This window comes from Coraliomargarita sinensis (genome assembly GCF_003185655.1).
GTDB classification, from domain to species: Bacteria; Verrucomicrobiota; Verrucomicrobiia; order Opitutales; family Coraliomargaritaceae; genus Coraliomargarita_B; species Coraliomargarita_B sinensis.
Map to the genome: position 1 here is coordinate 150,304 of NZ_QHJQ01000009.1, position 14,855 is coordinate 165,158.

Sequence of the window (14,855 nt, forward strand, 5' to 3'; positions counted from 1 at the left end):
ATTCGAAGTCGCGAGTACGCTCGGTCGGGGGATAAATCACCCCGACTACTTTAACAGTATCCTCAGTCGTTTAATAGGAACCTTATCCTTAATTCATTAACTGTGATCGTAGATGCTCCGCCTGCTTGAATCGTCCCACGATTTCGGCATGCTACTCTCGTGCGCTGCTATTACGATCCGGACTACTTTCTCCCGCTTCCCGTGGGGCATCCCTTCCCTATGGAGAAGTTCCCGGATGCGCACGCTCTGGTCAAGGATGTCGTCGAGGTCTGCCCCATCCCGCGGCTGGAACGCACCGTAATCGAACGAGCGCATGATGCGGCTTACCTCGATGCGGTCAGCCAGGACGACGAACGCGGTCAGCCACACGGCCTGCTCCGCTACGACCGCAACCGCTTGGGCCTGCCCGCTTGCCCGCGCCTGCTGGAGCGCTCGATGCTTGAGACGGCCGGAACCGTGGCGGCGACACTGGCCGCTATGGAAGACGGCATGGCCGCCAACCTGGCCGGCGGCACGCATCATGCCTTTCCCGGACGCGGCTTGGGCTTTTGCGTGCTCAATGATGTCGCAATAGCGATCGAGCACCTCCGCGCACTCGGCCGCAAGCCCGACCAGATTCTGATCGTCGACACCGACGCCCATCAGGGCAACGCCAACCATGCCTATTTCCGAAACGATCCCGTCGTATTCACTTATTCGATACACGTAGGCAAAAATTATCCCGCAGCCAAAGAGCCTGGCGATCAAGACGTACCTCTACCCCGCTGGGTCGACGGTAGAGATTATCTTGAAGCCTTAAGAGGCACCCTCCCGTCCGCCTTTGCCCAGACCGAGCCCGACCTGATCTTCTGGATCAGCGGAGCCGACTGTCATGCGGAGGATCGCTTCGGTCAAATGCGCCTGAGCAACGAAGAGATGACGGCCCGTGACGATTTCGTCCTCAGCCTATGCGAGGAGTATGCGGCACCGACAGTCGTCGTTTACGGCGGAGGCTATCACCGCGAACCCGGCATGACCGGTTGGCTACACGCACAAACGGTGCTGCGGGCGGCGAAGGTAGCCTGTCGTTTTCCTGTACACTTGGTGTAGGCTCGCGAGGTATTTAGCCCTCAATGCCAAATTTGCGCTGTGGCGCTCGGATACTGAGGTTCGGCGATATATCACGCAGCTAAGAGCACCTCTTCGTTCGACAGTCTTTATATCCCGTCTGGCGAACGGCGGTCATGGCAAGACCGCCCGTCCATGATGCGACTTTGTAAAATTGATGCCTAATCCACTTGACCACGGTTTTCGTGTACACGATATTCGTGTTATGAAAAACGTCACATTCAGTGCCGATGAACGTGTGATCGAACTGGCACGTGAAGAAGCGCGCTCACGAAAGACCACACTAAACGCGCTTTTCCGGGAGTGGCTCGATGATCTCGCCCAACGGGATGCACGTCGAAAACGCGTCGATGCCGTCTTTGAAGAGATGTCACAATACAATGCAGGCGGAAAATTCACACGAGAGGAGATGAATGAGCGCTGATTATTTTCTGGATACGAACGTACTGGTCTATGCCTTCGACCAGACTGCACCCGAAAAACAAGCACGTGCCCGTGAACTTATCGAAATAGAGCATAACTGGTCGATCAGTTGGCACGTATTACAGGAATTCAGCTCTGTTGCGCTGCATCGTTTTGCCAAACCGGTAAGCCCGCATTTCCTTAAGAATTTCATCGAACTGGTTCTCTGGCCAAAGTGTCAAGTCATGCCCTCGCAGTCGCTCTATCAAAACGCCTGCGACCTACATGCGCACACACAATACCGCTACTATGATTCTCTCATACTGGCCGCTGCGATTGAATCGGGTGCGACTCGTTTATATTCCGAAGACTTCCAGGACGGGCGGCCATTTGGAAGCTTAATCGTCCAAGACCCGTTCCAAATCGGGCGATAGGAATACGGAAATTTTCGTAGGGGTGCACCTCGGGGCGCGAGCGTGGTGTGGTTTCCGAAGATTCGGGATTCTACCCGCCATCGCGGGCTTCGCAAGCGAGAGCCCCTACGAAATAAAAAAGCCCGCTCGAATGAGCGGGCTTTTGCATAAAACGTTGGGTCGGTTTATCCGGCTTCCTCCTCGTCGGAGGCAGCCTTTTCGGCGGACTTTTCGGTTTCACCTTCAACACCGTCGGCCTTTGGCACGGCACCTTCAGCCTCGGTGCTGAGCTCGGCCTGTGGCAAGGCCACGCCTTCGACACGCTCGGCCGCTTCTTCGAGGGAAACCTTTTCCATTTCCGCACCGAGTGTATCGATACGGAGCTTGCGGTAGGCCGGAAGACCGGTACCCGCAGGAATGAGGTGCCCCATGATGACGTTCTCCTTGAAGCCCTTGAGCTCGTCTACCTTGCCCAGGGTCGAAGCGTCGGTCAGGACGCGGGTCGTTTCCTGGAAGGAAGCGGCGGAGATGAAGGATTCGGTCTCGAGGGAAGCCTTGGTGATACCGAGAAGCACGGGTTCACCTTCGGCGGGCATACCACCAGCGTCTTCGATGTGCTCGTTGGCAGTCATGAAGGCATAGCGGTCCACCTGCTCACCCCAGAAGAACTCGGAGTCACCCGGATCGGTGATGCGGATCTTCTTGAGCATTTGCGAGATGATGACCTCGATGTGCTTGTCGTTAATTTCAACGCCCTGGAGACGGTAAACCTTCTGAATCTCGGAAATGAGGTAGTCCTGAACAGCCTGCGGCCCGAGAATTTCGAGAATTTCGTGCGGATCGGCGCCACCTTCGGTGAGGTTCTGCCCCTTGTGCACGAGGTCACCGACTTGTACAACGAGGTGCTTGCCGTGCGGGATGAGATGCGCTTCTTCATCGCCGGTCTCAGGGTCGGTGACAAGGAGCTTCTTCTTGCCGCGAACCGTACCGTCGAGCGAAACCACACCGTCGATTTTGGCCATTTCCGCGGCGTCCTTCGGACGGCGCGCTTCGAAAAGCTCGGCCACACGTGGCAGACCACCGGTAATGTCCTGTGTCTTGGATGCCTGACGTGGAGTTTTCGCGAGCATAGTACCGGGGGCGATCTCGTCGTCTTCGTTGACGGCGACCTGGGCACCGGTCGGGATCGCATAAGTGGCAATGACCTTGCCCTTTTCGCCGACAATCTCGACTTGCGGGTTGAGGTCTTCCTTGTGCTCGATCACGACCGTAGCGATACGGCCGGTGGACTCGTCAAGCTCGCGCTTGATCGTCACCCCGTGAATCATGTCGGAGAACTTAATCTTACCGGCCTTCTCGGAGAGAATCGGAATATTGTGCGGGTCCCACATGGCGAGGATTTCGCCCTTCTTGATGGAACCACCGTCCGGCTGTGTGAGCACGGAACCAACCACGATCTTGTAGGTTTCGATCTCGCGATCGTCATCGTCCAGGATCTGTACGGAACCGGTCTTATTCAGAACGATGTTGGCACCATCAGCCGTCTGCACGATGCGGAGGCCCTTGTAGACAACCTTACCACCGGTGCGGACTTTAATTTCCGGATTCTTGAGAACACCGGATGCGATACCACCAATGTGGAAAGTACGCATGGTGAGCTGCGTGCCGGGCTCACCAATCGACTGAGCCGCGATGATACCAACGGAGGAGCCGCGCTCCACCATGCTGCTGGTTGCCGGATTGATACCGTATTCAAGTGCGGTAATGCCGACCTTGTTGCGGGTGGTCAGTGCGGAGAGCACCTTGACGCGCTCAACACCGACTTCCTCGATCTTGGCGGCAATCTCCTCGGTGATCAGTTGACCGTTCTTGACCAGAATCTCATCCGGATCGAGCGGATTCTTAATGTCGTTGGACGAGCAGCGGCCCACAATACGGTCGTAGAGGGAAACGATCTCGTCGTCACCTTCGTAGATAGCGTATTTCCAGACACCGTCGCGGTTGCCGTCGTCGGTTTGCTCAACGATGCAGTCCATGGCCACGTCACAGAGCTTACGGGTCAGGTAACCGGCGTCAGCTGTCTTCAGCGCGGTATCGGCCAGACCCTTACGGGCACCGTGTGTGGAGATGAAGTATTCGAGAACGGAAAGCCCCTCACGGAAAGAGGAGAGAATCGGACGTTCGATAATTTCACCGGACGGCTTAGCCATGAGACCACGGGTACCACAGAGCTGACGAACTTGCTGCTTATTACCACGGGCACCGGAGTCCATCATAAGATAGACCGGGTTGACGCTTGGTTTGCCGCCATTGTTCTTCAACTCTTCGAACACCGCCTTGGCGATGTCGTCGGTGCAACCGGTCCAAATGTCGATGATCTTATTGTAACGCTCACCTTCGGTGATGATACCCTTCTTGTATTGACCTTCGACTTCGTCGATGCGTTTACGGGAATTCTTTACAATCGCCGGCTTCGACTCGGGGATGATCATGTCGTCAATACCGATCGAGACACCCGCCTTGGTGGCGATTTTGAAGCCGGTCTCCTTGAGACGGTCGAGCGTGTGAACAGTGCGTTCCTTACCGACAGTCTTGTAAGTATCGAGAATGATATTCCCCAGTTTGCCCTTCGGCACAGGGAAGTTGATGAAGCCAAGCTCCTTGGGCCAAATCGTATTGAAAATCACGCGACCGACCGTGGTGCGGATCACTTTCTTGTCCGACTTACCATAGACCGTGCCTTCCTTGCCGAAGTCCGGATTGATGAAGTTGATGTGGTCATGGACGTTAAGCGCGCCGTCAGCCACAGCGGTGTCGAGTTCGTCGGCATCGACGACCAGCGGCAAGCGCTTGCCTTCCTCGGGCTTGACCGGCGGGTCGAGCGTGAGGAAGTAGGAGCCGAGGACGATGTCCTGCGAAGGCGTCAGAATCGGCTTGCCGGATGAAGGCGAGAAGATGTTGTGCGTCGCCATCATGAGGGTCTTGGCCTCCATGACCGCTTCCAGCGAGAGCGGTACGTGCACCGCCATTTGGTCGCCGTCAAAGTCCGCATTGTAAGCGGTGCAAACCAGCGGGTGGACACGGATGGCATCCCCTTCGATCAGAACCGGCTCGAAAGCCTGGATGGAAAGACGGTGAAGCGTCGGCGCGCGGTTCAGCAGAACCGGGTGCCCCTTGGTGACTTCTTCAAGAATGTCCCAGACTTCCGGAGACTGCTTCTCGATCATCTTACGCGCTCCCCGTACAGTGTGGACGAAGCCCAGTTCCTTGAGGCGGCGGATGATGAACGGCTCGAAGAGAACGAGGGCCATCTTCTTGGGCAAGCCACACTGGTGCAGCTTGAGCTCCGGACCGGTCACGATGACGGAACGACCGGAGTAGTCGACCCGCTTACCGAGAAGATTTTGACGGAAACGACCCTGCTTGCCCTTGAGCATGTCGGAGAGGGACTTGAGCGGGCGATTGCCGGCGCCGGTGACAGCACGGCCGTGGCGGCCGTTGTCGAAGAGCGCGTCCACAGCTTCCTGAAGCATGCGCTTCTCATTGTGAATAATGACGTCCGGAGTCTTCAGGGAGAGAAGATTCTTCAGACGGTTGTTCCGGTTGATGACGCGACGATAGAGGTCGTTCAGGTCGGAAGTGGCGAAACGGCCCCCTTCGAGCGGAACCAGCGGACGAAGATCCGGCGGAATAACCGGAAGCACTTCGAGCACCATCCACTCGGGACGGGTGCCGGACTCCATGAAGCCCTGAATCGTCTTCAAGCGCTTGGAAATCTTCTTCTTGATCTGCTTCGAGCGAGTGGCGTGCATTTGCTCGTGGAGCTCGGCCACGGTGGACTCGAGATCAACCAGAGCGAGGGCATCGCGCACCGCCTCGGCACCCATGCGGGCGACAAAGGAATCTTCACCATACTCGTCCTGCGCCTGTAGATACTCCTGCTCGGTGAGCAGCTGGCGCTCTTCCAGAGGCGTCTTCCCCGGATCGATCACCAGATAGTTCTCGTAGTAAATGACGCGCTCCAGATTACGTGCGGTGATATCGAGCAGCAGCCCGAGACGGGACGGCATGCTCTTGAGGAACCAGATGTGGGAAACCGGAACAGCCAGCTCGATGTGGCCCATACGGTCGCGGCGAACGCGGGAGACAGTGACTTCGACACCACAGCGGTCGCAGATCACGCCCTTGTATTTGATGCGCTTGTATTTACCACAGGCGCATTCGTAGTCGCGCACCGGGCCGAAGATGCGTTGGCAGAAAAGACCGCCCGGCTCCGGCTTGAATGTACGGTAGTTGATCGTTTCCGGATTCTTCACCTCACCACGGGACCATTCGCGGATGGCCTCCGGTGCGGCGACGGTAATACCGACACGGTCAAATGATTTGGTGGCTTCATAGCCAAGGACGTCGCGTGCTACTTCGTTGCTCATTGAGTAAACCTTTTTTGAAATGTTGCGGATGTGCGGGCCTTAAACGTCGATCGCAGTGTCGAGGTCGAACTTTCCTTCGGTGCCAAGGCGAACGTCGAGACAGAGGCTTTGGATTTCCTTCATCAAAACGTTGAACGACTGAGGCGTACCCGCCTGCAGGCTGTTGTCCCCCTTGACCAGCGACTCGTAGATACGGGTCCGGCCCGCCACGTCGTCGGACTTGACGGTAAGGAGTTCCTGCAGGGTGTAGGCGGCGCCATAAGCTTCGAGCGCCCAAACCTCCATCTCACCGAAGCGCTGGCCACCATACTGTGCCTTACCACCGAGCGGTTGCTGGGTGATGAGCGAGTATGGACCCACCGCACGGGCATGGATCTTGGATGCCACGAGGTGGTTGAGCTTCAGCATGTACATGTAACCGACCACGACCTCCTGGTGGAGTTGTTCGCCGGTGCGGCCATCGTAAAGAACGCTCTTACCTGTGGACGGCAGTCCGGCTTCTTCAAGGTATTCACGGACACGTGCCTCGCTGATACCGTCGAAGACCGGAGTCGCGACTTTCAGACCAAGCTTCTTACAAGCCCAGCCGAGGTGAGTCTCAAGGACCTGACCGACGTTCATTCGGGACGGAACGCCGAGCGGGTTGAGGCAGATTTCAACCGGTGTGCCATCGGGCAGGTGAGGCATGTCCTCTTCCGGAACAATCTTGGCGACCACACCCTTATTACCGTGGCGGCCGGCCATCTTGTCACCCACCTGCATCTTGCGCTTCTTGGCGATGTAGACCTTCACGCTCTTGACAACACCCTGATCCGCATCTTCGCCGGACTCGACACCTTCGATCTTGCGTTCGCGGTCGTAGTCAAGCTCGTCGAACTTGCCCTGATAGTTGTTCACGATCTCCATGATCTTGATCTTCACCGGAGACGGATCGATCTCGATATCCTTGGAGACAGCAGCGAGGCGACGAAGCAAGGTCTTGGTGATCTTGCGGTTCGCCGGGATGATGACTTCGTCCGTCTCGCCGTTCTTCACGTCGAGCGGAATCTTCTCACCCAGTAGAATATTGGAGAGCGCCTCGGTCAGGTCTTCACGAAGTTTGTCACTCTGAGAGCGGTATTCTTCGTTGATCTTTTTGATCTGACGACGGCGGTCGGATGCGGACATTTGCTCCGGCTCACCGTCCACGCGGGCGGACACCTTCACATCCATGATAATACCATGAACACCGGAGGGCACCACGAGGGACGTATCCTTAACATCGGCGGCCTTCTCACCGAAAATTGCACGGAGAAGTTTTTCTTCCGGCGCGAGTTCGGTTTCCGACTTCGGAGTGATCTTACCGACGAGGATATCGCCGGGCTTGACCTCGGCACCTACGCGGATGACACCGTCGTGGTTCAGATCCTTGAGGGCTTCTTCACCGACATTCGGAATGTCACGGGTAATCTCTTCCGGCCCGAGCTTGGTGTCACGCGCGGTGACTTCGAACTCGTCGATGTGGATGGAAGTAAAGATGTCGTCCTTGACGATTTTCTCGGAGATCAAAATCGCGTCCTCGAAGTTGTAGCCGTTCCACGGCATAAAGGCGACGAGAATGTTACGTCCGATAGCGAGATCGCCGTCGTCGGTCGATGCGCCATCTGCAATAATATCGCCCTTCTTCACCGGTTGGCCCTTCGCGACGATGGGCTTCTGGTTGAAGCAAGTACCGGCATTCGAGCGCATGAACTTGCGGAGCGGATATACGTAAAGGTCCTTCTTCGGGTCGGTCTTGAGTTCTCCCTTGGTGCGGGCGGGCATTTCGCCGTCCTTGGTCAGCACGATGTGGCGTGCGTCAACCTCGGCGATGATACCGTCGATGTCGGCGATTTCGACCGTCTTGGAGTCGATTGCGACACGCTCTTCAATACCTGTGCCGACGAAAGGCGCTTCGGATTGAAGCAGCGGCACACCCTGGCGTTGCATGTTCGAGCCCATGAGCGCGCGGTTGGCGTCGTCGTGCTCGAGGAACGGAATAAGTCCTGCGGCCACCGAAACCAGTTGCTTCGGCGAAACGTCCATGTAATCGACTTCCTTGGGGGAAAGCTCGAGCACCTCATCCTGATTCCGGCAAGTTACGCGTGGGCCTTTCAGCTTGCCGTTCTTGTCGATCTCGGAGTTGGCCTGCGCGATCATGAAGGGCTCTTCCTGGTCGGCGTTGAGGTATTCCACCTCATCCGAAACCTTACCATCCGTCACCTTGCGGTACGGTGTTTCGATAAAGCCGAACTCATTGATCCGCGAGTAGAGCGAAAGCGAGTTGATCAGACCGATATTCGGACCTTCCGGAGTTTCAATCGGGCAGATACGACCGTAGTGGGACGGGTGCACGTCACGCACCTCGAAACCGGCACGCTCACGATTCAAACCACCCGGCCCGAGAGCCGAGAGACGACGCTTGTGGGTCAGCTCCGCCAATGGATTGATTTGGTCCATGAACTGGGAGAGCTGACTGCGGGCGAAGAAATCGCGGATTACCGTGCTCAGCGCCTTCGGGTTGATCAGCTTCTGCGGCGTGATCGAGTCGACACTTTGATCGTAGAGCGTCATGCGTTCTTTGACCAGACGCTCGGTGCGGGCGAGGCCCACGCGGCACTGGTTGGCAAGAAGCTCACCGACGGTACGAACGCGGCGGCTGCCAAGGTGGTCGATATCATCCAAGGTGCCCTCGCCGCGCTTGAGGCGGGACAGATATTTGGTGGCTTCGACGACGTCCTCTGCGTTGACCACGCGGAAGTCGAGGTCCGTCTCCATCTTCAGCTTCTGGTTCAGCTTATAGCGACCGACGCGACCGAGGTCGTAGCGGCGCGGATCCTGGAAGAGACGCTTGAGGAGAGCCTTGGCGTTGGCTGTTGTGGGCGGCTCACCGGGACGGAGGCGCTTGTAGATATCTTTGAGCGCCTCTTCTTCGTTTTGAGTCGGGTCCTTTTTCAGGCAGCGGATAATCGCACCGTCATCCACCGTGGTGTCGATCGCGACGACCTTCTTGAGGCCGGCTTTTTCGAAGCTGCGAACGATGGTCTTGGTCAATGGCTCGAACGCACGTGCCAGCACGACACCCTTGTCGGCATCAACGATGTCTTCGGTCAGAACAAGGTTGGAGACGGAGTCACGCTTGAGGGCGTCCGCCACCGAGATCTCATCGAGATCGTAGAAAAGGTTGAGGATTTCCGCATCGGAGCCGTAGCCCATGGCACGGAGCAAAGTGGTCAGCAGGAACTTGCGGCGGCGACGACGACGGTCGAGATAGACATAGAGAAGGTCGTTCTGGTCGAACTGAACTTCGAGCCAGGTACCGCGGTCCGGTATAATACGGAAGGCGTGGAGGATCTTGCCACTGGTATGCGTGCTTTCTTCAAACGCGATACCGGGCGAACGGTGCAGCTGACTGACGATCACACGCTCAGCACCGTTGATGATAAAGGAACCGCGTTCGGAAACCATCGGGAGCTCGCCCATGTAAATTTCCTCGTCCTTGATGTGGTCTTCCTCACGGAGGCGAAGCTTCACGTAGAGGGAAACGGAGTAGGTCACACCGTCGCGGATCGCTTCGATCTCGGTCTCACGTGGTGGCTCAACGCGGTAGTTGACATACTCGAGGTGGCAACGGCTGTCGTAACTTTCGATCGGGAAGACCTCAGAGAATACCGCCTCCAGGCCAACTGCTTTCCGCTGGTTGGTCGGGGTGTCCATCTGGAGGAACTCCTTGTAGGAGTCCACCTGATTCTCAATCAGGTTGGGTGGCTGGATAACTTCCTTAAGTTGACCGAAATTTGTGCGTTTTGACATGATGCTATGTCCGTTGAACGGTGATGATGATGGTAAATTCAGTTGGTGTGCCGCGGAAGACGGCGGAAAAGCAAAAACAGCTAGGCGAGGCTTGCCCGTTGCTGGGCAAGCTCACCTAACTGTGTAAATGTAGTATGATTGAGTATAATTCGGAGTTGTTCCGTGATTACTTCAATTCGACTTCAGCGCCGGCAGCTTCGAGCTTCTTCTTGATCTCTTCAGCTTCGTCCTTGGAGGCACCTTCCTTAACAGGCTTCGGTGCGCCTTCGACGAGTTCCTTGGCTTCCTTGAGTCCGAGGCCGGTGATGGCGCGAACTTCCTTAATGGCACCAATCTTGTTGGAGCCAGCAGCCTTGAGGATAACGTCAAACTCGTCCTTCTCCTCGGCAGCTTCTTCGCCACCGCCAGCAGCAGGTGCGCCGCCAGCAGCGACAGCAACAGGAGCAGCAGCGCTTACGCCCCACTTCTCTTCGAGTTCTTTAACGAGATCGGCGACTTCGAGCACGGATTGTGCGCTGAGCCACTCGACGACTTGGTCTTTTGTGATATCTGCCATGATGTTATACCTTTCAATGGGTTAGCATCCCCGCGTCGGGGACATTTAAGAGGCGAATTCCTCCTAACCGTATTTTATGGTTTTTGGTTTTTCGGCCACCGCGATCAGGCGACGGCTAAAAGTTGTGATGTGATGATTTCGATTACTCGCCGTTTTCCGCACGCACTTTGGCTTGCAGAACATTGACGACGTTTTGCGGAACCGCGTTGAGGACGCGAACGAGGCCGGTGCCAGGCTGAGTGAGCAGGCCAAGGAGCTGCGCGCGAAGCGACTCGAGGCCCGGAAGCTTGGCAAGCGCTTCGATTTGCTGCTTGTCCAGGGTCTTGTCGTTAAAGATGCCGACCTTGAGATCGACCTTTTCTTTATCCTTGAAGAACTTGTTCAGAACCTTGGCAACACCGGAGGGATTGTTCCCGCCCACGATGATCGCAGTCGGTCCGCTCAGGTGCTCGCTTACGTCTGGGTACTCCTTCTCGCCGGCAGCGATGCCGAAGATAGTATTCTTCACCACGTGGAACTCGGCGTCGTGCTCGGCCAGCGAGGCACGGAGCTCGGCTGTCTCATCGACAGTGATGCGTTCGTAGTTCGCAAGATAAACGTAATCGGATTTTGCGAGGTGCGTGCTGACCTCATCAACGAGATATTTCTTTTCTGGTCTCATGTCGTATGTCCCTCCTTAGCTCTTGTTATACGGAGCCGCATCGACTGAGATGCCGGGGCTCATGGTGGCACTGAGGGTCAAGCTCTTGAGGAACTTGCCGGTTGTGGACTGAGGCTTGGCGTCGGTCAGGGCCTTGATCGCCGCTTCAGCGTTTTCGGTGATTTGCTCGGGAGTGAAGGAGCGCTTACCGACAACGATGGCGACATTGGCCGTCTTATCCATCTTGAACTCGACGCGTCCGCCCTTGACTTCCTTGATCCCTGCCGGGATGTCATCGGTGACGGTGCCGGACTTCGGATTCGGCATCAAACCACGGGGACCAAGCACGCGAGCGACCTTACGAACGCTCTTCATCGCACTGGTGGTGGCGATGGCGACATCAAAGTCAGTCCATCCGCCGGAGACCTTTTCAATCAGGTCGTCGAGACCGGCTTCGTCGGCACCTGCCTCTTTGGCTTCGTCCGGATTTTCAGTGAAGACAATAACGCGAACCGTCTTACCGCTGCCATTCGGAAGCGAGAGGGTCCCGCGGACCATCTGGTCGCTCTTACGAGGATCGACCGTGAGGTGGGCGTAGATTTCGACGGTTTCGTCGAACTTCGCCTTCGGTAGTTTGTTCAGTAACGCAGACGCTTCTTCGACCGAGTAAGTCTTCGTCAGGTCCGTCATTTCGACGGCCGAACGGTAGCGTTTGCTTCCCTTGATTTGCTGGGTGGCCATAATATTAATCTCTAGTTGTTCGTTTGGAGCCCCGAATGGCGCTCCGAAAGATTAGTCGACGACTTCGAGGCCCATGGAGCGTGCGGTGCCGGCGATTATGTTGAACGCGGCATCCTCGTCCTTGGCATTGAGGTCGTTTTTCTTGGTTTCGCAGATTTCGAGTACCTGCTTGCGAGTGACAGTGCCGACTTTTTCCTTGTTCGGCACGCCGGATCCCTTGGCGATACCGGCAGCCTTCTTCAAAAGAATGGCGGCGGGCGGCGACTTCAGGATAAAGGTGAAGGAACGGTCTGCATAGACTGTGATGACAGTCGGCAGAATCATACCGGCCTGGTCCTTGGTCTTGGCATTGAACTCCTTACAGAAGCCCATGATGTTAACACCTTGCGCACCCAGTGCCGGACCCACGGGGGGAGCCGGATTGGCCGCGCCTGCAGGGAGTTGCAAACGGATTTCTCCTGTTACTTTCTTAGACATGACGGATTAGCTTTCTTCAGTTCTCTGGACTTGCCAGTATTCAAGTTCAACAGGCGTGTAACGCCCGAAAATAGAGACGGAAACCTTGAGCTTGCCGCGATCGGGGTCGATCTCCTCGATCTTGCCCACAAGATTGGCAAAAGGCCCGTCGTTGACTTTGACCATTTCGCCGACCTCGTATTCGATTTTCGGCTTTTCTTTACCCTCAGCTTCCTCGACCTGGTTGATAATGCGGTCGATTTCGCTCTTTTTGAGGGGTGTCGGCCGGTCACCGCCAACAAAGTTAATCACGCCCTGTGCTTCACGCACAAAATACCAGGGCTTCTGCAGCAGCTTGCCGTCATCATCATAAAGACGCATGTTGACGAAAACGTAGCCGGGATAAAATTTGCGGGTTTTGGTCGTTTTCTTGCCGTTCTTGACCTCGGTCACGGTCTCGGTGGGCATGAGAACGTCGAAAACAAAATCTTCCATCTCCTCGATGGCGATGAATTTATCGAGGTATTTCTTAGCCTTTTGCTCTTGGTTGGAGAGCGTTTGAACAGCATACCAGCGCGGACCGGTGATGGTGGAAGTTTCCGACATTTTTGTTTAGGGATCGTTAAAACGTGAAAGGACGACAGGCCGCGATGCGCGCTATCGGACCCAGGAAGTCAATAGTTCGACGCCGTTCATCAGCGAAAAGTCAGTGAGCGCGATAAAAGAGCCGAGAATCGCAGTCGCGATCAACACTACGAACGTGGAATCGCGTAATTCGGTCTTGGAAGGCCAGGACGCCTTTTTGAGCTCGGCCATCATCTCCTTGTAGAAGAGACGAATGCTGGTGAACGGGTTTTTCATGAAATTTATAAAATGGCAGGAGAGGAGGGACTCGAACCCACAACTTACGGTTTTGGAGACCGTTGCTCTACCAATTGAACTACTCTCCTAAGAAATTATGTATAGTAACTATTAAGACAGCGAAGCCGAGGGCTCCATTTCAGAGCCCTCGGCAAAACTGGAGGGAAACGGTCTGACCGGGATTACTTGGTCACCTCGGTGATACGACCGGCACCGATGGTGCGGCCACCTTCGCGGATCGCGAAACGTTGACCAGCTTCCATCGCGACGTTCTTACCAAGCTCGATGTCGACGGTAAGGTTGTCGCCGGGCATAACCATCTCGACGCCTTCCGGGCACTTGATGATGCCAGTCACGTCGGCGGTGCCGAAGAAGAACTGCGGACGGTAACCGTCGAAGAATGGAGTGTGGCGGCCGCCTTCTTCCTTGGACAGGACGTAAAGCTCGGCTTTGGCGGAAGTGTGCGGTGTGATGGAGCCGGGCTTGGCAATCACTTGACCGCGCTCGATGGCTTCACGCTCGATACCACGAAGGAGAAGACCGACGTTGTCACCGGCCATACCCTGATCGAGTTGCTTACGGAACATCTCAACACCGGTAACGGTGGTCTTCTGAGTGTCCTTCATACCGACGATTTCGATTTCTTCGCCAACCTTGACAATACCACGCTCAATACGACCGGTCGCAACGGTACCACGTCCGGTAATGGAGAAGACGTCTTCAACAGACATGAGAAGCGGCTTGTCGATGTCGCGCTCCGGCTCGGCAATGTCCTTGTCGATCGCATCCATCAGCTTGCCGATCGCTTCAACACCTTCCGGCTTGCCTTCGAGGGCAGCGGTTGCGGAACCACGAACGATTGTGATGTCATCGCCGGGATACTCGTACTTGGAAAGGAGGTCACGAACTTCCATCTCAACGAGCTCGAGGAGCTCTTCGTCGTCGAGCAGGTCAACCTTGTTCAGCCAGACAACGATGGTGGGAACACCAACCTGACGGGCAAGAAGGATGTGCTCACGGGTCTGCGGCATGGGGCCGTCAGCAGCGGAAACAACCAGAATCGCGCCGTCCATTTGAGCGGCACCGGTGATCATGTTCTTGACGAAGTCGGCGTGGCCCGGGCAGTCAACGTGTGCGTAGTGACGGTTCTCGGTCTCGTATTCGACGTGTGCGACTGCAATCGTTACAGTCTTGGTTTCGTCACGAACCGTGCCGCCCTTAGCGATGTCCGCGTAGGACTTGAATTCAGCGAGACCTTTGTCCGCTTGAACCTTGAGGATCGCAGTAGTTGTAGTTGTCTTACCGTGGTCAATGTGACCGATGGTGCCGACGTTAACGTGCGGCTTTGTTCTTTCGAATGTTTCCTTAGCCATGATGGATGTTAGTTGTTATTGAGAGATTGGTTATTTGTTTGTTAT

At 56.0% G+C, this 14,855-nt stretch carries 12 protein-coding genes and 1 tRNA gene; 3 read left to right on the forward strand and 10 right to left on the reverse strand.

Going from position 1 to position 14,855, the window contains the following annotated elements; genetic code table 11:
• Window positions 1-159: 159 nt before the first annotated feature.
• The 3 genes from DDZ13_RS12295 (at window position 160) to DDZ13_RS12305 (ending at window position 1,943) form a co-directional block, all read left to right on the forward strand.
• Complete coding sequence (locus DDZ13_RS12295) at window positions 160-1,089, forward strand: histone deacetylase family protein (RefSeq protein ID WP_146209359.1); 930 nt, start codon at window positions 160-162, stop codon at window positions 1,087-1,089.
• A gap of 223 nt (window positions 1,090-1,312) precedes the next feature.
• Complete coding sequence (locus DDZ13_RS12300) at window positions 1,313-1,531, forward strand: hypothetical protein (protein WP_110131756.1); 219 nt, start codon at window positions 1,313-1,315, stop codon at window positions 1,529-1,531.
• Window positions 1,521-1,943: a PIN domain-containing protein gene (locus DDZ13_RS12305; protein WP_110131757.1), complete on the forward strand. Its 423-nt coding sequence runs from the start codon at window positions 1,521-1,523 to the stop codon at window positions 1,941-1,943. The genes DDZ13_RS12300 and DDZ13_RS12305 overlap by 11 nt, the downstream gene beginning before the upstream one ends.
• Window positions 1,944-2,107: 164 nt before the next feature.
• Here the strand turns inward: DDZ13_RS12305 and rpoC are convergent, their stop codons facing one another.
• The 10 genes from rpoC to tuf all read right to left on the reverse strand — a co-directional run bounded on the left by rpoC (window position 2,108) and on the right by tuf (window position 14,810).
• Window positions 2,108-6,352 carry a DNA-directed RNA polymerase subunit beta' gene (gene rpoC / locus DDZ13_RS12310; protein WP_233246154.1) on the reverse strand — a complete coding sequence of 1,415 codons (4,245 nt, stop codon included), beginning with the start codon at window positions 6,350-6,352 and terminating at the stop codon, window positions 2,108-2,110.
• Between the two features lie 39 nt (window positions 6,353-6,391).
• Entirely contained in the window at window positions 6,392-10,183 is a 3,792-nt protein-coding gene (gene rpoB, locus DDZ13_RS12315) for a DNA-directed RNA polymerase subunit beta (protein WP_110131758.1), read from the reverse strand.
• 166 nt (window positions 10,184-10,349) lie between these two features.
• The gene (gene rplL, locus DDZ13_RS12320; protein ID WP_110131759.1) at window positions 10,350-10,739 is read right to left on the reverse strand and encodes a 50S ribosomal protein L7/L12; all 390 of its coding nucleotides are present in this window, start codon (window positions 10,737-10,739) and stop codon (window positions 10,350-10,352) included.
• Between the two features lie 142 nt (window positions 10,740-10,881).
• Window positions 10,882-11,400, reverse strand: a complete 519-nt coding sequence (rplJ, locus tag DDZ13_RS12325; RefSeq protein WP_110131760.1) for a 50S ribosomal protein L10 — start codon at window positions 11,398-11,400, stop codon at window positions 10,882-10,884.
• A 15-nt stretch (window positions 11,401-11,415) separates the two neighbouring features.
• The gene (gene rplA / locus DDZ13_RS12330) at window positions 11,416-12,120 is read right to left on the reverse strand and encodes a 50S ribosomal protein L1 (RefSeq protein WP_110131761.1); all 705 of its coding nucleotides are present in this window, start codon (window positions 12,118-12,120) and stop codon (window positions 11,416-11,418) included.
• Between the two features lie 51 nt (window positions 12,121-12,171).
• Window positions 12,172-12,597 (reverse strand): 50S ribosomal protein L11, encoded by a 426-nt coding sequence (gene rplK, locus DDZ13_RS12335; RefSeq protein WP_110131762.1) that lies wholly within the window; start codon window positions 12,595-12,597, stop codon window positions 12,172-12,174.
• Window positions 12,598-12,603: 6 nt separating this feature from the next.
• On the reverse strand, window positions 12,604-13,182 hold the full coding sequence (gene nusG / locus DDZ13_RS12340) for a transcription termination/antitermination protein NusG (protein WP_110131763.1): 579 nt from the start codon (window positions 13,180-13,182) through the stop codon (window positions 12,604-12,606).
• Window positions 13,183-13,233: 51 nt separating this feature from the next.
• Window positions 13,234-13,437, reverse strand: a complete 204-nt coding sequence (secE, locus tag DDZ13_RS12345; protein WP_110131764.1) for a preprotein translocase subunit SecE — start codon at window positions 13,435-13,437, stop codon at window positions 13,234-13,236.
• A 13-nt stretch (window positions 13,438-13,450) separates the two neighbouring features.
• Window positions 13,451-13,526 (reverse strand) — tRNA-Trp (locus tag DDZ13_RS12350).
• Between the two features lie 93 nt (window positions 13,527-13,619).
• The gene (gene tuf, locus DDZ13_RS12355; RefSeq protein ID WP_110131765.1) at window positions 13,620-14,810 is read right to left on the reverse strand and encodes an elongation factor Tu; all 1,191 of its coding nucleotides are present in this window, start codon (window positions 14,808-14,810) and stop codon (window positions 13,620-13,622) included.
• Window positions 14,811-14,855: the final 45 nt, after the last annotated feature.